Here is a 20,922-nt window from a genome sequence, read left to right as displayed (position 1 = left end):
CCCTCACTCGCCGCCGAACGCCTTGGAGCAGGCGTCGTCGGTGTCGGTCATGTCCTGGGCGCAGGAGTCGAGGGCGTCGCGCATCTGCCGGAAGCACTCGGCGGCGCCGGCCATGGACTCGGTCACGGTGGAGGTGGCCAGGGAGTACGCGGCGGCCATGGGGAGGGTGACGGTGGTGTAGAGGCTGCGGTCGATCTCGCTGAGCGCGGGGAGGACCTCGTCGGTGGACTCGAGGACGGGCACGACCTTGGCGTCGATGCCCTCGCCGAGCCGGCGGACGAACTCGGGGTCGAAGATCCGGGTCATGCCTGTCCTGCCTTCCTCTGGAGGGTCTCGTTGGCCTGGGCGATGCGGTCGACGATCCGCGCGGTGGCGGTGCCGGCGCGATCGGCGTCCTCAGGGGCATTGTCGATCGTCTTCGCCACCTCGTCGGGGAGGCCGGCCTTCGCGCGGGCCTCGGCGAGGCGTCCGACCTCGTCGCGGGCCCGGGCGATGAGGTCGGTCAGGGCGGTGGCGAGCCCTTCGAGTCCGCGGCCGCGGGCCTCGGGGGCGATCCACACGCCGGCGACGGCGCGCTCGGAGCTGGAGGCGACGGTGACGTCGCCCTCGTCGGTGGCGGCCTCGGCGGTGAGGACTTCGCGGGCGGGTGCGGCGCGGGCGGTCTGGGCGGCGCGCATGGAGTTGAGGACGCCGTCGAGGCGGTTGGCGACGGCGCGGTCGAACTCGGGGTCGCGGCTGAGGGTCTGCCTAGGGGCCTCGATGCCGAGGCGGCCGCGCATCACGGCGGCGAAGTCCTCGAAGCCGCCGGTGGCGGCAGCCTGCTGGAGGCCGGCGACGGCGTCGATGCCGGCGGCGAGGGCGGCGTCGGAGCCGGCGCCGGGCCGGGGCATGCGCCCGGCGAGTTCGACGACGAGGTTGGCGATGGCGCCGGGGGTCTGGCGGAAGCCGGAGGCGGAGAGTTCGACGGTGATGCGGCCGTCGAGCACGCGCAGCGTCACGTGCTCGTCGAGGTCGGTGAAGACCTGGTCGGCGTCGTTCACAGTCGCGGCTCGCTTCGCTCGAGGTCACTCCGAGGATAGCGAACCGCGCGCTCCGTGAGGACTGCCGATTCAGGCAGTGCGGTCGGCTCCGGCCTCGGTGCGCGCGTCGCCGTTCTCCAGGGGCCACACGGTGGCCTCGACGGAGCCGACGAGTTCGAGCGGGCCCACGAGCGAGGCGGTGCGGGCGACGGTGAAGTCGTCGAGGGCGAGGAGGCTGATGCCGCCGCGGCTCTGGGCGACGGCGGCGTAGAAGGCGCCGGTGCCCTTGTCCTGGAAGACCCAGCCGGGCCGGGTGTCGGTGGGGATGGTCGGCACGTTGGACCGGGCGGCGGGGAGGCCGCCGGTCGCGGAGGTGTCGGGGGCGTAGGGGGCCTGCGGGTGGCGCGGCTCCGGCGGGTAGTGGTGCGGCTGGTCCTGCGGGTCGGGTTCCACGGGCGTCTCCGTGTAGTCGGGGATCTGGTAGCGGGTCGGGTCGCCGGAGACCGGGATCGGCGGCGGGGTCGCGTGGTGGTCGGGGACGGCGATGAGCGTGCGCATCTCGACCTTGCCGGCGACGAGGCCGACGAGCCACAGTCCGGCGGTGAGGGCGAGGAGGTCGACGCCCACGGCCAGGAGTACCCGCAGGTTGGCGTTCAAATCGGTGCCGAAGCGCGCCAGGGAGAACAGTCCGGCGGCGAGGGCGAAGACGACGAGGCCGACGAGCGCGCCGGCCATGACGGCGGGCCGGCCGAGGCGCGGGACGGGCGCGGAGGGCCACTTCTCGGAGGCGCGCACCCCGCCGAGGGCGGCGGCCGAGAGCGCGGCGACGGCGAGACCGGCGACGGCGAAGGCGACGGCCGCGGCGGTGAGCCGGCCGGCGATGTCGTCGATGTAGTCCATGGTGGTCTCCGCGAGGTCGGTGCGCGGCCGTTCGGCCGGTGGGCGGTGCTGGGCTTCGGGCTCTATTGTGCGGCTTGATCGTAGGACACCGGGCACTCCTATCTTAGTGTCGGATTGCCGACACGCAGTGATCGCGGCCATCGGATTGATACTTCCCGGCTTATCTGTTTCAGTTCTCGGTGTCCGGTCTTACGGTCGCTCTTCGAGCCGACGAAGGTGCGTTCCGTCAGGGGTCCGGCATATGATGAGGGCAGACCCCGCGATGGGTTGGGAGACAAGAAACATGAGTGAAAATTGCGTTACGTGAGGCTCTAGTGACTTATGTGACGGAAGGATGGTACTGATGACGGTTCACGAGACTCTTTGGACGGTCGCCGCGCACGCCCAGGCCGGCGCCGAGATCAACACGCAGGGGATCATCGGGTTCTTCCTGTCGAAGATCGCCCCGATCCTCCTGGCCATCCTCGGCCTCATCTTCATCGCCCGCGCCAACAAGGGCGAGGTCAGCCGGGTCCTCACCTCGTCGACGATCGCCATCATCGGCATCGCGTTCATCGCCGGCGCGGTCGTCCTGGTGGCCGTCGGCGGCGGCCTGGTCGACGTGCTGTTCAGCCAAGAGGACTAGCAGCCCCCACATCGCCCCTGTTGCAGTAAGGCCGGACGGAGGACGCCCATGCGCTTGCGCACCGACGACGACATCTACCGTGCCCGCCTGCTGTACCTCGGCCCCCCCGGCTACACGCTCCCCGTCCACCTCCCGTACGGCCAGTACGGCGCCTTCGCCGCCATCCTGGCCCTGTTCATGCTGCTGCGCTGGGCGTTCACCGGCGACGTCGACCTCTTCCCCGCCATCGAGATCTCACTCGCCCTCGTCGCGACCTCGCTGATCTTCCGCTACGTCGACGCCGACCGGCCCGCGACCACCGTCCTGCGCACGCTGCTCACCGACTGGAAGCACACGCGCGGTGACGGCCGCGAGGTCCGCATACCGGCGTTCACGACCCGTTCGATCCGCCTGCGGCCCACACTCGTGGAGCCCGTCCGAACTGAGGAGCGCCTATGAGCGGCGAGGACCGCCGTCAGCCCGTCGCCAAGTTCTCGGCCCCCCGGCCCCCCGCGCCCGTGCGGGACCGGGAGCGGTCGTCCGGCGACCTCGGCGACGACGCGACCGCGCTGGCGGACGCGGTGTTCCGTGGCGAGCCCGCAAAGAAGCCCGGCAGTGGCGAGCCCGCAAAGCGGCCCGGCACTGGCGAGCAGCGGACCGCGCCGCAGGAGCCGCGCCAGGCGTCCCCAGTGGAGTCGCTGCGACACGCGTCGCCACCTGCGTCGATGACACCGCCGTCGAGTACTCGTCCACAGGGTTATCCCCAGGGTTATCCACAGAATCAGCCGAGTTATCCACAGGGGTATCCACAGCGCTACGCACCGCCTCCGACCAGCGGTAATCCACAGGGTCATTCACAGCGCAACGGCAGTTATCCACAGCAGGGGCCGAGTTATCCACAGCCTGCTGACCAGGCCCGCGGGAATGTTTCCACAGGTCGCCGTCAGGCAGCGCAAACCAGTACACAACGGCCGCCCGGCCAGGACCTCGTACCGGTCCGCCAGTCCCGCGCCGCGGCGCTGCCGGCGACCACCGGCGACGGCAAGCCGGTCCGCGTCAAGCCGATCGGCGCCCAGAAGGAGCGCCAGCCGCTCCGGGAGCTGAGCCTCACCGAGATCGCCGGGCACGTCACGTTCACGCCCGCGTCGGTCACCGCCTGGTACAAGCTGCCCGGCGTGCGCTGGTCCTTCCGGCCCGACCTCGAACGTGAGGCGCTCATCGTCGCGATCGCCGAGCAGTACGCCGGCCTCGCCGGCATGCGCGTGCACCTGCGCCGCACCACCCGGCCGTTCCCGGCCGACCAGTGGGCGCGCACCGTCGACCGCTACACGGCCCGGCCGCTGCGCACCGTCCCCGGCGGCACCAGCTGGGCCGACCACCTCGTGGCCGCCCAGCGCCACCTCCAGCAGCTCTCCCACGCCGAGGGCGAGACGTTCCTCGGCATCACCTTCTCCCGGCGCGGCGCGTTCGACCAGGTCGGCGAGAAGGTCGGGCGCATGTTCGGGCGCGGCACCAAGCTCTCCGAGCGCGAGAAGATCGAGAAGCGCAGCCTCCAGTTCGACGAGGTCCTCGGCTCCTTCGGCGTGCGCGCCCGCCGCGCCACCACCGAAGAGCTCGAATGGCTCGTGTTCCGCTCCGTCGCCCTCGGCATGGAGCCGCCGCGCCTGCTCTCGGGGTCCAACGGCGACTGGGAGCCCGGCGACGTCCTCGCCCTCACCGAGTCGATCGAGCGCTACCGCAGCCCGTACGGCTCCACCGTCAAGCTCGTCAACCGCCTCACCGGCGAGGAGAAGCACACCGCGGTCCTCACCGTCGGGCGCATGGAGGAGCTCGAGATCCCCCAGCGCCACGAGCCGTGGCTGCACTTCCACGAGCGCTGCCCGTGGCCCGTCGAGCTCTCCAGCCGCATCGACATCCTCGGCGCCGGCGAGGCGTTCCGCGACCTCGACCACCGGCTGCGGCTCATCCGCTCCCAGCAGCGCGACTACGACGAGCACGCAATGGACGCCCCGCCCGAGCTCCAGCGCCTCGCCGAGCGCGCCCTCGGCGTCGGCGACGAGATGACCACCGGCCTGCCCATCGACGCCGCGCGCGCCCACGGCTGGCACCGCCTCGCCGTCACCGCCGACACGAAAGAGGAGTGCCTGGAGCGCGCCCGCACGCTCATGCAGATGTACCAGCGGGACATGCGCATCAGCCTCCAGCACCCGAAGAACCAGGACTGGCTCGCCCGCGAGTTCATCCCCGGCGAGCCGGTCGCCCAGACCGGGTACGTGCGCCGGATGCCCGTCAAGCTCATGTCCGCCGCGATGCCGCAGGCCGCCTCGGTCGTCGGCGACCGCCGCGGCGACCTCATCGGCCGCACCGCCGGCACCTCGCGCAGCCCGGTGTTCCTCGACCTGCACTTCGCCACCGAGGTCCGCGAGAAGTCCGGCCTGTCGGTCTTCGTCGCCGAGCCCGGCGGCGGCAAGTCGACCCTCATGGGCGCCATCGGCTACCTCGCCGCCCGCCGCGGCGTCCAGGTCACGCTCCTGGACCCGTCCGGGCCGCTCGCGAAGCTGTGCGAGATGCCCGAGCTCAAGCCGTTCTCGCGCGTGCTCAACCTGACCGGCTCCGAGTACGGGACGCTCGCGCCCTACGCGCTCATCCCGTCCCCGCGCCGCGAGCACTACGCCGACTCGCCCGACGGCCAGCGCGAGTACGACATCGCCGTCTCCAACGCCAGGTCCGAGCGGCGCATGCTCGTCCAGGACATCTGCGCGATGCTCCTGCCGCCGCAGGTCCAGCGCGAGGCGAGCACCGCCCGCCTCCTGCGCCACGCCGCCCGCCACGTCCCCGCCGAGGAGGACTCCGCGCTCGAAGACCTCGTCGAGTCCCTCCAGGACGCCGAGGACCACGTCACCGGCGACGGCGCCGAACTCGCCGCGCTCCTGCTCGACACCGCCGAGATGCCGCTCGCGAAACTGTTCTTCGGCAGCCCCGACAAGGGGGTCCTGGAGGACGACACGGCACTCACCGTCATCACCATGTCCGGCCTGCGCCTGCCCGACCTCGGCATCGAACGAGAGTACTGGTCGGCGGAGGAGGCATTGGCGCTGCCGATGCTCCACACCGCGCACCGCCTCGCCGTCCGCCGCGCCTACGGCGGCGACATGCACCGCCGCAAGCTCGTCGGCCTCGACGAGGCCCACTTCATGGAGGGCTGGAAGTCCGGCCGCTCCTTCCTGGTGCGCCTCGCCCGCGACTCCCGCAAGTGGAACCTCGCGGCGCTCGTGGCCTCGCAGAACCCGAAGGACATCCTCGGCCTCGACGTCCAGAACCTCGTTTCGACCGTGTTCGTCGGCCGCATCGCCGAGGACGCGACCATCGCTGAAGAGGCTCTGAAGCTGCTGCGGGTGCCGACCGGGGTCGGCTACGAGTCCGTGCTGGCGTCCCTGTCTGAAGTGGACGCCTCCGAGACCCGCAAGCTCCCCTACCGCGAGTTCGTCATGCGCGACGTCGACGGCCGCGTCCAGCGCATCCGCGCCGACTTCAGCTGGGTCCGCGGCCTCCTCGACTACCTGAACACCACCCCCGGGGAGGAACAGTGACCGACCCCTCCGCCCACGACCTCGCCCCGCCCGCCGCAGGCCGCCTCGCGCGCCTCGGCGGCCGGGCCGCCCGGATCCTCATCGCGTTGACGGCGGCCCTGGGCGCCCTGGTCCTGACGCCGGGAACGGCGGGGGCGCAGGGGGACGCGGAGGGGTGCTCGGACTACGAGTGGCACACCGAGTGGTCGGGTTGCCTCGATGAACTGCCCGAGGGCCAGGAACTCCAGTGCGAGGCCGCCCCTCAGCCCGCCTCACCGGACTCGGGCATGGCCGGCTGGTTCGCCGAACCGGGCCGCCTCGACCAGAGCGAGGGCATCGGCACCTACAGCGCCTACGGCTACGCCGGGTACCAACTGCCGATGTACGGCTCCCAGCAGATGAGCGTCGGTGGCCAATGCGTGGACTCGGTGTCGATCCCGAACGGGGCCGACACCGCGAACGCCCTCGCGAACATGGAGTTCAACCTGTCGGTCGCCACGGTCGGCGCTGCGAACTCGATGCGCCAGGCCGCGTGGGAGCCCGACACCATGTGGGGCTGGTCCAACCGCTTCATGGAGCAGGGCACCGAGGTGCTCTACCGCCAGATCTTCACCGTCTTCGGCGCCGTCACCGTCGGCCTCATCGGTCTGTACCTGCTCTGGCGCTCGCGCCAAGCGGACATGAACAACGCCGTCACCACCGTCGCCTGGGCCGTACTCATTCTCGTGCTGGTCACCGCCGTGGTCCGCTGGCCGGTGAAGGCCGCCGAGTACACCGACCAGGCGCTCACCATCGGCATGAATCTGAGCACGGTCCTCATCAACGACGACCGGGTCGAGGGGTGCATCCGCGAGGACGGCATGACCCAGGACCGCTACGACGAGCTCAAGGAGCTCAACGGCGAGGACTTCTGCATCGACACGCGGTCCGCCGCGGTCGTCGCCTCCGACACCGTCTCCGGACAGGTCCTCTATCAGAACTGGCTGCGCACCATGCTCGGCCAGAGCGAAGAGGTCACCTACCAGCAGCGCAGCGGCGAGGAGGTCCTGGACGAAGAGGGCAACCCCGTCGTCGTGGAGTCCAACGCCGCCTACAAGTACGGGCCCGCCCTCTTCGCCGCGCAGGCGTTCACCTGGCAGGAGGCCGCGGACGCGGACGACTCGGCCACATACCGCAACGACCTCATCGAGGAGAAGCAAGAGACCTGGCAGAACCTCGTCGCGCAGATCCAGACCGAAGACCCCGAGGCTTACGCGAACATCAGCGGTCAACGCGCTTGGGAGCGCACCGGCACCGGATTCCTCGCACTGCTGACGGCGATCTTCTTCTCGCTGTTCGACCTCACCGCGTCGATCCTCATCATCCTGGGCTTCATGATCGTGCGGTTCGCGATCGTGGCCCTGCCGATCATCGGCACCATCGCCCTGCTGCGCCCCGCGGGCGGTCCCTTCAAACGCCTGGTGAACACGGTCCTGGGCGCGATCATCAACGTCGCGATCTTCTCGCTCGCAGCCGTGATCTACATCTGGGCGTCCAGCCGCATCCTGGGCACTGCGCTCCCAGTCTGGCTCCAGGTCGTCCTGATCGGGCTCCTAGGCGTGGCCGCCTGGCTGCTCCTACGGCCGGGCAGACGCATCGCGGGCCTCGTCGGCGGCAGCGGCCCGGCGGACGCCTTCCTCGGTCGGCGTGTCAGCGACCCCGATCGGAACGGCGACCGCGAACGGGACCTGGAACGCGCCCGTCAGCGCCGGGACGACGCCCGTCCCGAGGAGAACTCCGAGACCGTGCGCTCTTCTCCTCGCAGCAGTTCCAAGGACTCACTGCCCGAGCAGCAGACCACGACATCGGACAAGCCGGCGAGTTCGACGAGCGGGTCGGGTTCCGGCTCGCCTGCAAGCGGCAGTTCTAGTGGTGGAGAGGTCTACCGGCCTGCGAGAAGGGAATGACGGATGAACCGCGCCCTCCGGATCATCTTCTCCCGCTACGGGATCATCGTCATCATCCTCGTCCTGGTGCTCGGCGTGATCGCGCTGGCCAACCGGCGTCAGGAAACCCCGCTCGACGGCACGAACGGCGTCGACAGCTCCGAGGGCGAGGCGACGTCCGAGGGCCTGCGCGAGGACGACGGGTTCGCGACCGAGGAGTGCGAGGGCGACGGCTGCTTCACCGACGCCGAGCTCCCGGAGGAGGCGGTCGAGACCGCGGTCGAGTTCGCCGAGGCGTGGCTGAACCCTGACGGCCGCAGCGCTCAGGGCTGGCACGATTCCATCGAGCCGTTCCTGACCAGCGACTCCGCCGACGCGATGGAGGGGGTCGACCCTGAGACGGTCCCCGCCGAGGAGGTCGTCGGCGAGGCGACCGCGGAGGGCTTGAAGGTGAGCGTCCCGCTGGACACGGGCACGCTGACGCTCACGATGGTCGAAGGCTCCAACCCCTGGACCGAGAACGGCTGGCTCGTCTCGGCGATCGACTGGGAGCAGTCATGAGCGTCGTCAGCAGAGAAGAGCAGACCGCCAAGGAGCGGTCGGAGGACCCGGTCCCGCCGAAGGTGCCGAAGCGGCTCCGGCCGCTGGTGTGGACGCTCGCCGTGCTCAGCGTGTGCTGCCTCGGTGCGGTGATCTCGATCGTGCAGCTGCTGTCGGACCAGTCGAATGACGAGGACGGCAACGTGATCGCCGCCGGCTGCGGCACGACGACCGTGGATCCGAACGCCGAGTTCCCCGAGATCGGCCCGTACAGCTCGGAGCAGATCGGGAACGCCGCGGTCATCATCGCGGTCGGGCAGGACCTGGAGATCCCGGTGCGCGGCTGGGTCATCGCGGTCGCGACCGCGATGCAGGAGTCGCGGCTGACGAACCTCGGCCACCTGGGCGACCAGAACGACCACGACTCGCTCGGCCTCTTCCAGCAGCGGCCCTCGTCCGGTTGGGGCACACCCGATCAGGTCACCGACCCCGTGTACGCGTCCACGAAGTTCTACGAGAAGCTGGTGAAGGTCGACGACTGGGAGACGCTGCCGCTCACGGTCGCCGCGCAGCGGGTGCAGATCTCGGCGTTCCCGGACGCGTACGCGAAGCACGAACCGCTCGCGACGGAGATCGTGAACACGCTGACCGGCGGGGGCGCGAACGTCTCGGCGGTCAGTACCCAGATGGGCACGTGCGCGCAGCCCGGCGAGCTCTCCGCCGCAGGTTGGATGGCGCCGGTCGAGGGACCCGTCAACTCGGGTTTTCAAACCCCTGAGCGGCCCACGCACAACGGTGTCGACATCGGTGCGCCACGCGGCGCGACGATCGTGGCCGCGTCGAGCGGGACCGTCATCACCTCGGAATGCAACGCGAGCCTGTACGGCGAGTCGTACTCGTGCGACGTCGACGGCTCCCCCGAGGTCGCGGGCTGCGGCTGGTACGTCAACATCATCCACGCCGGCGACTACCTGACCCGCTACTGCCACATGGGATCCGCACCCCTGGTCAAGGAGGGCGACGTCGTCCAGGCGGGCCAGATCCTCGGCTACGTCGGCTCCTCGGGCCGCTCCAGCGGCCCCCACCTGCACTTCGAGACCCACCTGAACGCCGACCGCAGCCCGGCGGGCGCGGTCGACCCGATCGCCTTCATGCAGCAGATGGGCGCTCCGCTCGAATAGCCGTTTCGCACCGTCTGGTCGATCAGATCAGGTCGTCGCCGCCTTCGAGTGAGGAGACGCAGTCGCCCTGCACCGTGAGCTGGAACGAGAACGTTTCGATGTCCATGTCGCCGTCGAGCTTGATGTCGGCCGCGAACGCGTCGACGGAGCTGTCGTCGGAGTCGACGGAGTCGAATCCGTCGAGATAGCCGATGACGGTCTCGCCTGCTTCAGCCCAGTCGGTGATGGCATCGTTGAGCTCCTGGGGTGTGATCCCCGTGAAGGTCTGGCATTGGAAGCTCGCAGCGGTCTGGGGCTCCCTGTCCACCACGATCGCCCGGAGGAAATCGGTGGCGACCGCCTGCGTGTCGACCTCTTCCTCGATGCCGGTCGTGCCGCTCTCGCTCGGCTCCTCCTCGACGCTCTGGAGAACCGTCTCGGAGACGCAGAAGACCCCGTCGTCTTCCTGCACGGTCACAAGGAAGTCCTCGCTCTCCTGTCTGCTCTGGTAGACGTACCAGACCCTGACCGCGATCTCGATGCCGTCGACCGATGACACCGGTTCGCCCGCATCGAGGTTCACGCGCTCGATCCCGCCGAACTCCTCGTCGTACGACTGGCGGAGGTCGTCCAGGTCCGAGGAGCTCACCTGGGGAGACGCGCCGTCGCAGAGGGCCGCGTCCGCGCGCTCGGCGTCCTCCTCCGAACCGTTCTTCAAGAATCGCAGAGCCGCTCCGACCGAGTCGGTCGCCTCCTGGTCTCGAGCGTCCTCATTGTCCTCGCTGCCGCTTGCCGCGATCCCCGGTGCGGTCCAAGCTCCGAGCGCCAGCACGACCGCCCACACCGCGGCCATGGCGCCGACTCTCGGCCATTTCCGCGGGGGGTCGGCGTACTTGGCGGTTTCGGGGTCGTCGACGGGGACGACGCGGTATCGCTTGCCTGCGGCGTCGCTGATGGTGGGGGCGCCGGTCCGGCGGGCCGTGCGGGCGCGCCTGATGGTGCGGCGGAACAGACCCTTTCGCATGGGGACAGCCTATGGGACGGAGCCCACTCGGCTCAACCGGAAGACACCTCGGAAGCGGCGCCCTGGCGTGGCGGGAACGCGTTCCTCAAGCGGCGTCACGACTTAAGGAGGCGCGGTCCCAAGTGACCCTGCTACCCACCCCAACCCGCTCGCGATGTCCCGGGTGACGTGCGGGTTCGTCCTAGACTTGTGGTATGAGCCACCCCTCGATGCGCCCCAACGAGTCTGCGGCCGATGCCGCCGCCGTCCCCAGCCCAAGGGGCGGCGTGGCCGGATCGGCGTCGGCGGCCGTGCCGGTGCTTGAGGCGCGTGATATGGCGGTGCAGCGCCTGATCGAGGCGCATCTGCGGGACCGCTGCGGGGTCGATACGCAGGCGGTGCGGGACTGCTTCATCTGGAACGGGCTCCAGTCGGAGGTGGACCCGGGCGGCGAGTCGGACGTGGAGGAGGAGTTCCTGCACCGGGCGGGGGTCGAGTTCGAGCGGCAGGCGGCGCTGACGCCGACCCCTGCGGACCGTGCCCTGCTGTGCCTGTGGGTGCACCACTCCTCGGTCCGCGCCTGGAACCACACGTACCGGGTGGACATGCTCATGAAGTGCATGGCGCGCTTCCGAGACCTCGTGCGGCGGGCCTGGGACCTCGACGGCGCACCTGACGTGTCGGTCGAGCTGGCGCTGCGCCTGTGCGACCTGGTCCGGGAGGAGATCGCGCTCGAGGACGCGCTGAAGACCGGGTCGCGCCCGCGCTACACCGAGGCGCTCGACAAGGTGATCGGCTCGTGCGCGGGCCTGCTGCACGACGCGGGCGCCGAGGGCGGTCCGGTGGGCGGGTTCGTGGAGGGCGAGGTGGCGGTGCGGCGGCAGTACCACTTGGTGCTGCGGGACCTGCACCGCGCGCTGGTGGCGCAGTCGTCGGGCCAGCGGGAGCGGTTCGAGGTGCGGAAGGTGCTGCGGCGCCTGGTGAACGCGTGGCCGTTCTCGTCCGTTGAGTTGAGCAAGATGAACGCGCACCGGCAGGCCCTGGAGCGGCTGCGGGAGGCCCAGAAGGACAAGTGGATGCGCATCGACGAGGGCAGGATCGTGTACCTGTTCCCGTTCGGGGTGACGGGCGTCGACTACGAGGCGATCCGGGCGCGCCTGAAGCGGTCGTTCGCGGGCCCGGGCGCGGGGGCGGTGCGGCCGCTGGCGGTGATCGACCACTTCACGTACCACGCGGACATCTGGGAGCCGCGCCTGGAGAAGGAGAAGCGGTTCGACGGCCTGGAGCTGGTCCTCCCGAAGGTGCGCCTGCAGGTCGACGGGGACACGGTGGAGGAGCTGAACGCGGCGCTGCGGTTCTCGCCGATGGGCGTGCACAGCCTGCGCCTGGAGCGGAACGTGGAGGACCTGTACCCGAGCCAGCTGCACGCGGCGATGTTCCGGGCGGCGCGCGAGCACGGCACCGTGGAGGTGTCGTGCGAGGGGAGCGGCGCCGTGTGGGACCGCCTGTCGCGCTTCGCGAGGGACCTGATCGGGCGGCAGCTCCCGGAGGAGTTGGCGCCCCGCGCGGACCTGGACGGCGCGGCCGCGGTGGAGGGCCCGCCGGTGTGCATCCACCGGGGCCGGTCGCACGTGCTGGTGCGGGTGCTGCGCGCGAGCGAGCGGGACCGGGAGTTCGACCAGACGCTCGGGGACGAGGCGCGCCCGCTGGTGCAGGACGGGCGGCGCCTCTTGGAGTTGACGGGCTCCTCGGTGCTGCTGCACGCCGCCCCGGACGCGAAGGAGTCGCTGTGGGACTGGATCCGCCTGGCGGACGACCACAGCAAGCGGATATGGAACCAGCGCAACCAGGGCGACCTGCTGATCTCGACGGAGAACACGACGGTGATCGCGGCCCTGGACGCCCCGAACTTCATCTCGGGGGACCTGGAGGCGATCGCGGAGTTCACGGCGTGCCTGAGCGGCATGCTGGCGGCGTGGAACCACCAGTTGGACGCGTACCGGGCCGGGGTCGCCGAGATCATCGCCGGGTACGCGCTCCCGGGCGCGGACCGGACCGCGCAGATGGAGGCGATGAAGCGCAAGCGCATGCAGATGCTGGAGTTCGAGGGCGAGACGCGGCAGGTCATCGCGCTGCTGCACTCGCCGGGGCTGCTGCGGTCGCCGTCGAACTCGGCGTCGCTGCGCCGGCTCCTGGCCGCGAAGCACATCGACGACCAGTTGGAGGGCTTCAGCGCCCGCCTGAACGAGGTGATGGCCGACCAGTCGGAGGCGACGCTCCAGCGCTGGGAGGGCGACCGGCACCAGCGGGTGCGGGACTCGCTGACGGCGGCGGTGTCGGCGCTGTCGGTGTGCGCGGCGATCAGCATCTGGCAGGCGGCCGGGTTCTGGTCCCCGGCGGGCTGGGGCGCGGCGACGGTGGTCGTGGCCGCGTGGGCGGCCGTGTACGTGGCGGCGCAGTGGGTGTCCTACAACGGCGGCCTCTGGTCGACGGTGCGGTTCCTCGCCGACGCCCCGGCGCGGGCGGTGCGCCGCGCGCACCTGCGGGCGGCGCGGCTGCGGCTGCGCCGCATCGCCCGGCCCTGACGGGGTCGCCGCGGCCGGCGGGCTGCGGACCGTTTCGGGCCCCGCGGGCCGCGCCCGGTGGAACACTGGCGGTGCCGAAAGGGGGCGCCATGGGGTTCACGACGGTCGAGCGGTCGCGGCCGGACGCGCTGTTCACGGCGGTGTACCGGGGCCTGTTCGCCCCGTCGTTCCCGCCCGGGGAGCTCGGCTCCGAGGCGTCGCTGGCCGACGCGCTGCGGGACGGCTCGGCGGACCTGTTCGCGGTGGTCGACGACGCGGGCGCGCCGGTCGCGGCGGCGTTCGGGGAGTGGTCGGCGCACGCGCGCGTCCAGCTCCTGACGTACCTCGCGGTCGGTCCCGCGGCCCGCGGGGGCGGGATCGGGGGCCGGCTGCTGCGGGAGGCGGTCGGGGCGTGGGCGGCCCGGCGCGACCCGTGCCTGGTGGTCGCCGAGATCGAGGACCCGCGGGCGCCCGCCCACGACGCGCACGGCGACCCGCGTCGGCGCCTGGCGTTCTACGAGGCCGCGGGCGCGCAGGTCCTGGACGTCCCCTACTTCCAGCCGGGCTTCGGCGGGCCCGGGCACCGCGTCCTCGGCATGCTCCTGCTGGTCCTGCACGCCGCCCCGCAGCTCAGGCACGGCGACGCGGTCGACGGGGAGGCGCTGCGGACGTTCATGGAGGACTACCTCGAAGCGGTCGAGGGCGCGGTCACCGCGGACGCGGCGACGACCGCGCTCCTCGAAGCGCTGGACCGGCCCGGCGGCGTGCCGATGGGCCCGTGGCGCCCCGGGCAGTGAACGGACCGTTCACCACTGGGCAGTGCACGTCACCACTGGGCAGTGCACGCGCCGTTCACTGCCCGGCGTGCTCCAGGTACCGCATGAGGTTCGCCGCGGACTGCGCGAGCTTCCCGTCCCCGCCGATGACGGCGTGCAGGTCCGCGGGCTCGCACGGGCGCCGGTCGGCGAGGCGCGCGATGTCGAGGAAGTGCGGGTCGGTCCCGGTGCGGCGGTACGCCGCGAGCTTGTGGTGGCCGTCGATGAGGAACGCCGCGCAGTCCTGCTCGTCGCCGGGCGGCTCGGAGCGCAGCAGCACCGCGAGCGGCCGCTCGCCGCGGCGGATCGCGTCCGCGTACAAGTCCACCATGGCGACGTTGGGCGGCGGCCAGTTGTCGGTGGGGATGACCGCGGTCCCCTCGGTGCCGATCGCCTCGTACGGGTACCACCACGCGGACCGGTTCTCCCCGAACGGCTCGATGTGCACGTTCGCGTCCGGCCAGCGCCGCACCCCGTACGCGCCGGACTCCAGGAGCCTGAGGATCGGCCCGGCCAGTTCGACGGGGTCGTCCCACCGGTCGGGGAAGCGCAGGCGGTCGCGCATGTCGCGCAGGCTCTCGCGGTGGCGGGCGTCGCGGGTGCGGATCGCGAACCGGTCGATGGACCCGGAGCCGGTGTAGCCCTCCACGATGAGGGGCCGCCATCCGACGCGGAGGGAGCTGGCGCCGTCGTGGCCGCCCACGGCGAGGACCCCGTCGCCGTCTTCGACGGTGACGACCTCGTAACCGAGCGACTGGGCGAGCCGCATGATCATGTCGTGCTCCGTCCTGCCGCGGTGCCGCCGGCGAAGCTGCGAGACGGCCCGCGACCACCCTAGTACCCCGGAACCCGGGGGTTGAAAACCGCGGCGGCGGGGTCGGGCCCGCTTTTCCGGGGACCCCGCGGCCCCGCCCGCTCACTTACACTCGGTGACATCCCCTGACATCCCCGGAGGCGGTGCGATGGCCGATCCCCCGCAGTACCCCGTGTACCACTACCCGCCGCAGTACCCGCCGTACCCGTACCAGTTCGCGCCGTACCCGCAGCCGCCCCGGCGGCCGGGCCTGACGACGGCCGCGGTGGTCCTCATGTGGATCCTGGTCGGCCTGGGCCTGCTCAACGGCGTCCTGTGGGCGGTCTCACTCACGGCCAACGCCGACCTGTTCGTCCGGTTCTACCCGGGCCTGGAGGGCTGGACGCCGCTGGTGCTGCTGCTCTCGTCGGTGCAGGCGCTCGGCCTCGCGGCCCTGCGCTCCCTGTTCGCGGTGCGCATCATGCGCCGCTCGGCGTCGGCCCGGCGGGGCGCGCTGGCGGTGGAGGGGGTGAGCATCGGGCTCCAGGTGGTCGCGCAGATGGTGTTGTTCTCGGCGATGGCGCCGCTCCAGGAGGGAGGGACGCTCACCTACCAGTTCGACTGCACGGGGATCATCCTGTCGATCCTGGTGCTGTGCTTCCTGGGGGCGGCGCGGTCGGCGCGGTGGTGCGACCGTTAAGACGTTGCCGGCGGTGGCGCGCGTCTCCTATGGTGGGGCGCGAAAGTGAGGGTTGCCCCGTGACCAAGTTGAACCAGATCATCGCGATCGAGAAGAGCGTCAAGGCGAAGGCCGCCCGCGCCCTCGGCGACGCCGGGCGCGAGCTCGGGAAGGCGCCGCTGCTGTCGGGGATCTCCCGGACCTACCAGCCGAAGGACGAGGAGGGCGAGCAGCTGCCGCCCGAGTCGACGAAGGTGCAGCGGCGGGTCGAGGCGCAGCTGCGCGAGGTCTCCGCGGCGATGACGCGGCTGTTCGACGTGACGGCGACGAAGGACCGCACGAACGCGGTCGCGACGGCCGACATCACCGTGGACGGCGAGGTCCTGGCCGCCGACGTCCCGGTCACGTACCTGCTGTTCCTGGAGAAGCAGCTCGGGGAGCTCCAGGCGTTCGTGAAGGCCCTGCCGGTGCTGGACGCGGGCGAGTCGTGGTCGTTCAACGAGGCCGCGGACTGCTTCGCGACCGAGCCGGTGAAGACGGTCCGGACGAAGAAGGTGCCGCGCAACCACGTGAAGGCCGAGGCGACCGAGGAGCACCCGGCGCAGGTCGAGGTCTACTACGAGGACATCCCGGTCGGGTACTGGACGACGGTGAAGTTCTCCGGTTCGGCCCCGGCCAACCGGGTCGCGCAGCTCTCAGACCGCCTGGAGAAGCTCCAGTTCGCGGTGAAGTTCGCGCGCGAGGAGGCGAACGGGACCAAGGTCGTCGACGAGCACATCGGCGCGCGGGTCTTCGCGTACCTGCTCGGCGAGTAGGACACAGGCTCCCCTGTTTTGAGCGACAGGGGTGGCGCGCAAGCGCCGAACAACGCTGAAACTGAGGTTCAATCGCAGTACAGCGCGGTAGAGGTGGGGGTTCGAGTCCCTCCCCCGGCACCCATGCCGGGGTGGCCCAACTGGCAGAGGCAAGCCGCGAAGACGCAGATTCTCGCTCCAGTATCAGCATTCGCCACGCCGCGCGTGTAGGCGAGTGGTCTCCTGGGACACAGGAGTTGAAGGTTCGAATCCTTCCCGCCGCACCACATGCGGCGGTAGCTCAATGGCAGAGCACTGTGCTAGCAGCAGACTGAACGGCCACCGCAGACCGCAGCGGCCACTATGTGGCACATGGCGGCCCGGTGTCGAGGTCAACGACCCGGGCCGCACCTGCACTCCGCCCCTCCCCAGGGGCGGCCCCGACCCTCCCGGTAAGGCTGTCCCTACCAGCGGAATGCCTGCTCGCAGGCTCGAAGAAACCTCCCGCGGGGACGAGTATTGACCTCATGAACTCGATCTTCAAGCAGCTCGGCGCCGACTCGGCGTACCTGCTCTCCTCGTTCCCTATCGCCCTTCCCGCCTTCGTGATCACCGTGACCGGCTTCGCGGCCGGAGTCGGCACCGCAGTCGTCTGGGTGGGCGTCCCGATCCTCGCCGCCACGCTGCTGGCGATGCGCGGCCTGGCCGCGGCGGGCCGGTTCCAGCTCGAATCGGTCCTCGGCCGGCCCGTGCACCCGCCGCGGTACCGCCGCGCCCCCGAGGGCGCCTCCGCGCTGCGCCGGTTCCTGACGCCGCTGACGGACGGCCAGTCGTGGCTGAACCTCCTGTGGGGCCTGGTCAACTTCCCGCTCGCCGTCGCCGGCTTCGCGGTGGCCCTGAGCTGGTGGGCCGCCACGGTCGCCTCGCTGGCCTACCCGCTGTACGCCTGGGCGATCCGCCGCGCCACGGACGACGGCGACGGCCTCCACTACGCGACCGAGTGGCTCGGCTGGGGCGACTCCTACCTCGCCGTCTCGGCCCTCGCGGTCGCCGGCGGCCTGGTCATGGCCCTGCTGCTCCCGCTGGTCCTGCGCGGCTTCGCCCTGACCCAGGCGGGACTGTCCCGCGGCCTGCTCGCCTCGATGACCGACGCCGAGCACCCGCACGGCCCGGTCCGCTCGGCGCTCGCCGACGCCGAGGTCACCCGCGTCCAGGGGCGCCTCTCGCAGGCCTGAACCGCCACCTCCTGAACCGCATCCGAGACACCGGGCGGCCGCACTGCGGCCGCCCTTCGCCGTGCGCCCCGCCGCCGGTCCCCGGTGATAGGTTGGCGCGCATGGCAGCGCACGGACACCACCACGGGCACGGCGAATCAGCGGCGTTCGACTTCGCCGAGGCCGCGCCCCGGTTCCGGGCCCGCGCCGACGCCGAGACCGGCCGGTACCGGCGCCTCGCCCAGGCCCTGGCCGGGCCCGGGACGCGCGTCGCCGCCGACATCGGCTGCGGGGCCGCGAGCATGGCGTTCGCCCTCGCCGAGACGGTCCCGGGCGTGCGGGTCACCGCCGTCGACGCCGAACCGGCGATGCTCGACCTCGTGGCCGAGCGCGCCGCCGAACGCGGCACCCCCATGGCCACCGCCCTCGCCTCCGTCGACGACCCCGACGCCCTCGCCGCGGCCGTCGGCGCCCCCGCCGACCTCCTGTGGGCCGGGCACGTCGTCCACCACGCCGCCGACCCCCAAGCGGCCCTGGGCAACCTGGCCGCGCTCCTGGCCCCCGGCGGGCGCCTCGCCATCGGCGAAGGCGGCACCGCGCCCCAGTTCCTCCCCGCGAACCTCGGCACCGGCCGCCCCGGCCTGGAACTGCGCCTCATCGAGGCCGGCGCCCGCCGCCTCGCCGACGAACTCGCCGAGCACGGCGGCACCCCGCTCGTACACGGCTGGAACGTCGCCCTCGAACACGCCGGGCTCACCGAGGTCAGGACCATCGACGAACTCGTCGCCAAGCCCGCGCCGCTCACCGGCGCCGACCTCGACCACGCCCTCGACGCCCTCGCGACCCGGGTCGGATGGTTCGACCGCTACCTCACCGACGAGGACCGCCACACGTGGACGCGCCTCCTCGACCCCGCCGGCCCCGACTGGCTCGGACACCGCCGCGACCTCCACCACCTGGCGATCGACACCGTCTACACCGCCGTCAGACCCGCGTAAGTCCTCGGCGTCGAGCGTCCCCGACTCGATCTCCAACTGGAACAGCCGGTCCAGCGCCGCCAGCCCGTACACGTCGTCCACGCCCTCCGCGCACGCGAAGTCGCTCAGCAGGTCGAACCCGTCCCCCACCCCGAGCCGACCGAGCCGGTACGCCGCCTCGATCCGCCCCGACCAGTGGAAGCACGAGTCGACCGCGAGCACCGAGTACGCCTCCACGCCCGCCTCCGGGTCGATCACGTGCATCGCCTCGGCCGCGTCGATCCCGAGGTGGTGGTCCATGACCGCCTCCACGCCCTTCACCAGCCGCCACAGCGCGTCCCGCGCGTCGTCCAGGTTGTCGTCGGCGAGCTGCTCCGCGCAGATGATCCGCAGCCGCGACGTCACCAGCGGCGCGTTCGCCAAGTGCCGCAGCGCCATCGCCGCGGCGGGCCGGTTCACGCGCCGCAGCGCGTTCGCCGCCGAATGCCGCACGTACTCGCTCACCCCGTCGTCGGTCACCAGCTGCATGAGCGCGATCGCCGCCGGCCGGGCCGCACTGTCCGCCAGCGCGCTCGCCGCGTCGAGCCGGTACTTGTCGCCGACCCCGGGGTCCGTCGCGATCGCCTCCAGCGCCTGCGTCGCGTCCCCGAGACTGAAGCGGCTCAAGTGCTCCGCGGCCTCCAGCCGCACCTCCACGTCCACTTCGGATGCGACGGCGACCGGCGCGAGCCGCAGCGCCATGTCCTCACCGCCCAGGTCCACGAGGTCCTGGATCAACTGCACCCGCACATCGGCGTCGACCGTCTCGTCCTTGATCGACGACACCAGGTTCGTCATCGCGCGCTCGCGCCGCTCCGCATGCCCGTCCACAGGCCCTTCGGGCACTACGGCCGCCGCGTCCCAGAACCCCGGACGGACCTCCTCGCCCGGCGCCTCGGCGGGCCCCAGTCGGGCGAGCTGGCGGCGGCGCTGCCACAGGCCGGTCGCCCACGTCGCGGCGATCGCGGGCCCCAGGAGCCCGTAGCCCCAGAACCGGTTGATCTCGAGGAGTTCCACTACGGGGACGGGAGCGAGGACGGAGGAGAACCTGAGCGTCCAGAGCCCCATTGCATCTGCGTTCGCCATACGTTGAACCTCGGGTAGAAGCGGTGTTCGGTGCTGCCTGAACTTCTCGGTACGGCGCCGTGCGGGCCCCGGCGAGGGGCCGGGCGCAGAGGGCCGGGGCATAAAGCGTAGTCCTCCAACGCCATCCGCGGTCGCACAGGGTGTGCGACACGCGCCCGAACGCGGTCGCCGCGCCCGATTCGCACCCCTCCCCGGTCCCCGCCGCCGAACCGGGCCCGGTACCTGCGCATTCGCGGGTGCCACAATGTCGTCCCGGGGCTGTACGATCGAAAGCACCCGGCGGAACCCATCCGCTGTGTCCGGCCCCAAGCCCCTGAGCAGACGAGGCGTGTTAGAGCTATGACGTATCCGCCCCCCGGCGGCGAGAACCCGCAGTACCAGCTGCAGCCCGAGCCGCAGCAGCCCAGCGACCCCTACGCGCAGGGGTACAACACGCCTCCGCCCCCCACCAACTACTACCAGCAGCAGCCCGGCTACTCGCAGCCGCAGATGCAGCCCCCGCCCCAGTACACGCAGCCCGGACCGCCGCCTCCCGTCGGCGTCCAGCCCGGCTACCCGACGGCCCCCGGCTCCGTCCTCCCGCCGCCGATCCCGCCCGCCAAGCAGGGCGGCAACCTCGGCGTGATCCTCGCGGTCGTGGTCGGCCTCGTGGTGGTCCTCGGCGTCGCCGCGGTCCTCCTCATCCCGAAGCTCACCGGCGACGACGACGACCCGCAGGCGGGCGGCGGCGACGACCCCACCAGCGAGAGCGAGCCCTCGGACGAGCCGTCCGAGGAGCCCACCCAGGAAGCCACCGAGGAGCCGACCGAGGGCGGCGACACCGGTGGCGGCGGCTGGGACAGCTGGGGCACCCCGGTCAGCTCCGACGGCGACTACACCTACGACCTGACCACCCCCGAGGGCGTCGCGCTGGCGTACCAGGTGGCGCAGGACACCGGCGACGACGCGACCCTGGAGTCGCTGTGCGCGGCGGACATGACCGAGGACATGGCCTGGGACCTCCAGTACGAGATCGACGACACGACCGCGCCCGGCAGCTACCCGTTCTTCGCGATGTCGCGCGAGGTCAGCGGGACGGTGCAGGCGTGGGCGGGCTACACCTGGTCGGACGGGCCCCCGGCCTCGGCCGACGACGTGATCGGCGGCTACACCTACACGCTGGTCGAGGAGAACGGCGAGTGGAAGCTGTACGACCTCGAATACGGGCTCATGGAGTAGTCCGGAACGACCCGGTTCCAGCT

Annotated in this window: 19 protein-coding genes; 14 read left to right on the top strand and 5 right to left on the bottom strand. The window is 71.5% G+C overall.

Annotated elements, in window-relative coordinates; genetic code table 11:
- Positions 1-3: 3 nt before the first annotated feature.
- The 3 genes from BLS99_RS15515 to BLS99_RS15505 all read right to left on the bottom strand — a co-directional run bounded on the left by BLS99_RS15515 (position 4) and on the right by BLS99_RS15505 (position 1,919).
- Positions 4-306, bottom strand: a complete 303-nt coding sequence (locus BLS99_RS15515; protein WP_091051653.1) for a hypothetical protein — start codon at positions 304-306, stop codon at positions 4-6.
- Complete coding sequence (locus BLS99_RS15510; RefSeq protein WP_091051651.1) at positions 303-1,040, bottom strand: hypothetical protein; 738 nt, start codon at positions 1,038-1,040, stop codon at positions 303-305. Before BLS99_RS15510 ends, BLS99_RS15515 begins: the two co-directional genes overlap by 4 nt.
- A 69-nt stretch (positions 1,041-1,109) precedes the next feature.
- The gene (locus BLS99_RS15505; protein ID WP_091051648.1) at positions 1,110-1,919 is read right to left on the bottom strand and encodes a hypothetical protein; all 810 of its coding nucleotides are present in this window, start codon (positions 1,917-1,919) and stop codon (positions 1,110-1,112) included.
- Between the two features lie 343 nt (positions 1,920-2,262).
- Here BLS99_RS15505 and BLS99_RS15500 point away from each other — a divergent pair, with 343 nt between their 5' ends.
- The 6 genes from BLS99_RS15500 to BLS99_RS27450 are packed head-to-tail and all read left to right on the top strand — an operon-like array spanning position 2,263 to position 9,738.
- Positions 2,263-2,544, top strand: coding sequence for a hypothetical protein (locus tag BLS99_RS15500; protein WP_218126532.1), 282 nt, complete (start codon positions 2,263-2,265; stop codon positions 2,542-2,544).
- A gap of 48 nt (positions 2,545-2,592) precedes the next feature.
- On the top strand, positions 2,593-2,982 hold the full coding sequence (locus tag BLS99_RS15495; protein WP_218126531.1) for a hypothetical protein: 390 nt from the start codon (positions 2,593-2,595) through the stop codon (positions 2,980-2,982).
- Positions 2,979-6,113 (top strand): ATP-binding protein, encoded by a 3,135-nt coding sequence (locus BLS99_RS15490; protein WP_091051643.1) that lies wholly within the window; start codon positions 2,979-2,981, stop codon positions 6,111-6,113. The genes BLS99_RS15495 and BLS99_RS15490 overlap by 4 nt, the downstream gene beginning before the upstream one ends.
- On the top strand, positions 6,110-8,038 hold the full coding sequence (locus BLS99_RS15485; RefSeq protein WP_091051642.1) for a hypothetical protein: 1,929 nt from the start codon (positions 6,110-6,112) through the stop codon (positions 8,036-8,038). Before BLS99_RS15490 ends, BLS99_RS15485 begins: the two co-directional genes overlap by 4 nt.
- 3 nt (positions 8,039-8,041) lie before the next feature.
- Positions 8,042-8,578, top strand: a complete 537-nt coding sequence (locus BLS99_RS15480; protein ID WP_091051640.1) for a hypothetical protein — start codon at positions 8,042-8,044, stop codon at positions 8,576-8,578.
- Positions 8,575-9,738: a M23 family metallopeptidase gene (locus BLS99_RS27450; RefSeq protein WP_091051638.1), complete on the top strand. Its 1,164-nt coding sequence runs from the start codon at positions 8,575-8,577 to the stop codon at positions 9,736-9,738. The genes BLS99_RS15480 and BLS99_RS27450 overlap by 4 nt, the downstream gene beginning before the upstream one ends.
- Before the next feature lie 22 nt (positions 9,739-9,760).
- On the opposite strand, the gene BLS99_RS15470 is transcribed toward BLS99_RS27450, so the two are convergent.
- Entirely contained in the window at positions 9,761-10,570 is an 810-nt protein-coding gene (locus BLS99_RS15470) for a hypothetical protein (RefSeq protein ID WP_143034828.1), read from the bottom strand.
- A 365-nt stretch (positions 10,571-10,935) separates the two neighbouring features.
- On the opposite strand from BLS99_RS15470, the gene BLS99_RS15465 reads away from it, so the two are divergent.
- Both BLS99_RS15465 and BLS99_RS15460 read left to right on the top strand, forming a co-directional pair.
- Positions 10,936-13,305, top strand: coding sequence for a hypothetical protein (locus tag BLS99_RS15465; protein WP_143034827.1), 2,370 nt, complete (start codon positions 10,936-10,938; stop codon positions 13,303-13,305).
- A gap of 89 nt (positions 13,306-13,394) precedes the next feature.
- Positions 13,395-14,081 (top strand): GNAT family N-acetyltransferase, encoded by a 687-nt coding sequence (locus BLS99_RS15460; protein ID WP_091051630.1) that lies wholly within the window; start codon positions 13,395-13,397, stop codon positions 14,079-14,081.
- 55 nt (positions 14,082-14,136) lie between these two features.
- On the opposite strand, the gene BLS99_RS15455 is transcribed toward BLS99_RS15460, so the two are convergent.
- Complete coding sequence (locus BLS99_RS15455; RefSeq protein WP_091051627.1) at positions 14,137-14,874, bottom strand: hypothetical protein; 738 nt, start codon at positions 14,872-14,874, stop codon at positions 14,137-14,139.
- Between the two features lie 187 nt (positions 14,875-15,061).
- Between BLS99_RS15455 and BLS99_RS15450 the strand changes: the two genes are divergently transcribed.
- From BLS99_RS15450 to BLS99_RS15425, 6 genes are all read left to right on the top strand, one after another.
- A complete protein-coding gene (locus BLS99_RS15450) occupies positions 15,062-15,592 on the top strand; it encodes a hypothetical protein (protein ID WP_091051624.1) in 531 nt (176 codons plus the stop codon).
- A 59-nt stretch (positions 15,593-15,651) separates the two neighbouring features.
- Positions 15,652-16,386 carry a DUF7873 family protein gene (locus BLS99_RS15445; RefSeq protein WP_091051620.1) on the top strand — a complete coding sequence of 245 codons (735 nt, stop codon included), beginning with the start codon at positions 15,652-15,654 and terminating at the stop codon, positions 16,384-16,386.
- A gap of 506 nt (positions 16,387-16,892) precedes the next feature.
- Complete coding sequence (locus tag BLS99_RS15440; protein ID WP_091051616.1) at positions 16,893-17,600, top strand: sensor domain-containing protein; 708 nt, start codon at positions 16,893-16,895, stop codon at positions 17,598-17,600.
- A 101-nt stretch (positions 17,601-17,701) separates the two neighbouring features.
- Complete coding sequence (locus tag BLS99_RS15435) at positions 17,702-18,577, top strand: class I SAM-dependent methyltransferase (RefSeq protein WP_091051612.1); 876 nt, start codon at positions 17,702-17,704, stop codon at positions 18,575-18,577.
- Between the two features lie 277 nt (positions 18,578-18,854).
- Positions 18,855-19,580: a hypothetical protein gene (locus BLS99_RS15430; RefSeq protein WP_091051609.1), complete on the top strand. Its 726-nt coding sequence runs from the start codon at positions 18,855-18,857 to the stop codon at positions 19,578-19,580.
- Between the two features lie 440 nt (positions 19,581-20,020).
- A complete protein-coding gene (locus tag BLS99_RS15425) occupies positions 20,021-20,899 on the top strand; it encodes a hypothetical protein (protein WP_091051605.1) in 879 nt (292 codons plus the stop codon).
- The last annotated feature ends 23 nt before the right edge of the window (positions 20,900-20,922 follow it).

Source organism: Glycomyces sambucus, from assembly GCF_900102815.1.
GTDB classification, from domain to species: Bacteria; Actinomycetota; Actinomycetes; order Mycobacteriales; family Micromonosporaceae; genus Glycomyces; species Glycomyces sambucus.
The sequence above is the reverse complement of the archived record's forward strand: the minus strand, read 5'-3'. Positions and strand labels throughout refer to the sequence as shown.

Coding starts and splice junctions, on each gene's coding strand:
- BLS99_RS15470 (WP_143034828.1), bottom strand. CDS start 10,570: ATGGCCGCGGTGTGGGCGGTCGTGCTGGCGCTCGGAGCTTGGACCGCA.
- BLS99_RS15450 (WP_091051624.1), top strand. CDS start 15,062: ATGGCCGATCCCCCGCAGTACCCCGTGTACCACTACCCGCCGCAGTAC.
- BLS99_RS27450 (WP_091051638.1), top strand. CDS start 8,575: ATGAGCGTCGTCAGCAGAGAAGAGCAGACCGCCAAGGAGCGGTCGGAG.
- BLS99_RS15460 (WP_091051630.1), top strand. CDS start 13,395: ATGGGGTTCACGACGGTCGAGCGGTCGCGGCCGGACGCGCTGTTCACG.
- BLS99_RS15435 (WP_091051612.1), top strand. CDS start 17,702: ATGGCAGCGCACGGACACCACCACGGGCACGGCGAATCAGCGGCGTTC.
- BLS99_RS15480 (WP_091051640.1), top strand. CDS start 8,042: ATGAACCGCGCCCTCCGGATCATCTTCTCCCGCTACGGGATCATCGTC.
- BLS99_RS15425 (WP_091051605.1), top strand. CDS start 20,021: ATGACGTATCCGCCCCCCGGCGGCGAGAACCCGCAGTACCAGCTGCAG.
- BLS99_RS15515 (WP_091051653.1), bottom strand. CDS start 306: ATGACCCGGATCTTCGACCCCGAGTTCGTCCGCCGGCTCGGCGAGGGC.
- BLS99_RS15430 (WP_091051609.1), top strand. CDS start 18,855: ATGACCGCCTCCACGCCCTTCACCAGCCGCCACAGCGCGTCCCGCGCG.
- BLS99_RS15465 (WP_143034827.1), top strand. CDS start 10,936: ATGAGCCACCCCTCGATGCGCCCCAACGAGTCTGCGGCCGATGCCGCC.
- BLS99_RS15495 (WP_218126531.1), top strand. CDS start 2,593: ATGCGCTTGCGCACCGACGACGACATCTACCGTGCCCGCCTGCTGTAC.
- BLS99_RS15505 (WP_091051648.1), bottom strand. CDS start 1,919: ATGGACTACATCGACGACATCGCCGGCCGGCTCACCGCCGCGGCCGTC.
- BLS99_RS15455 (WP_091051627.1), bottom strand. CDS start 14,874: ATGATCATGCGGCTCGCCCAGTCGCTCGGTTACGAGGTCGTCACCGTC.
- BLS99_RS15440 (WP_091051616.1), top strand. CDS start 16,893: ATGAACTCGATCTTCAAGCAGCTCGGCGCCGACTCGGCGTACCTGCTC.
- BLS99_RS15500 (WP_218126532.1), top strand. CDS start 2,263: ATGACGGTTCACGAGACTCTTTGGACGGTCGCCGCGCACGCCCAGGCC.
- BLS99_RS15490 (WP_091051643.1), top strand. CDS start 2,979: ATGAGCGGCGAGGACCGCCGTCAGCCCGTCGCCAAGTTCTCGGCCCCC.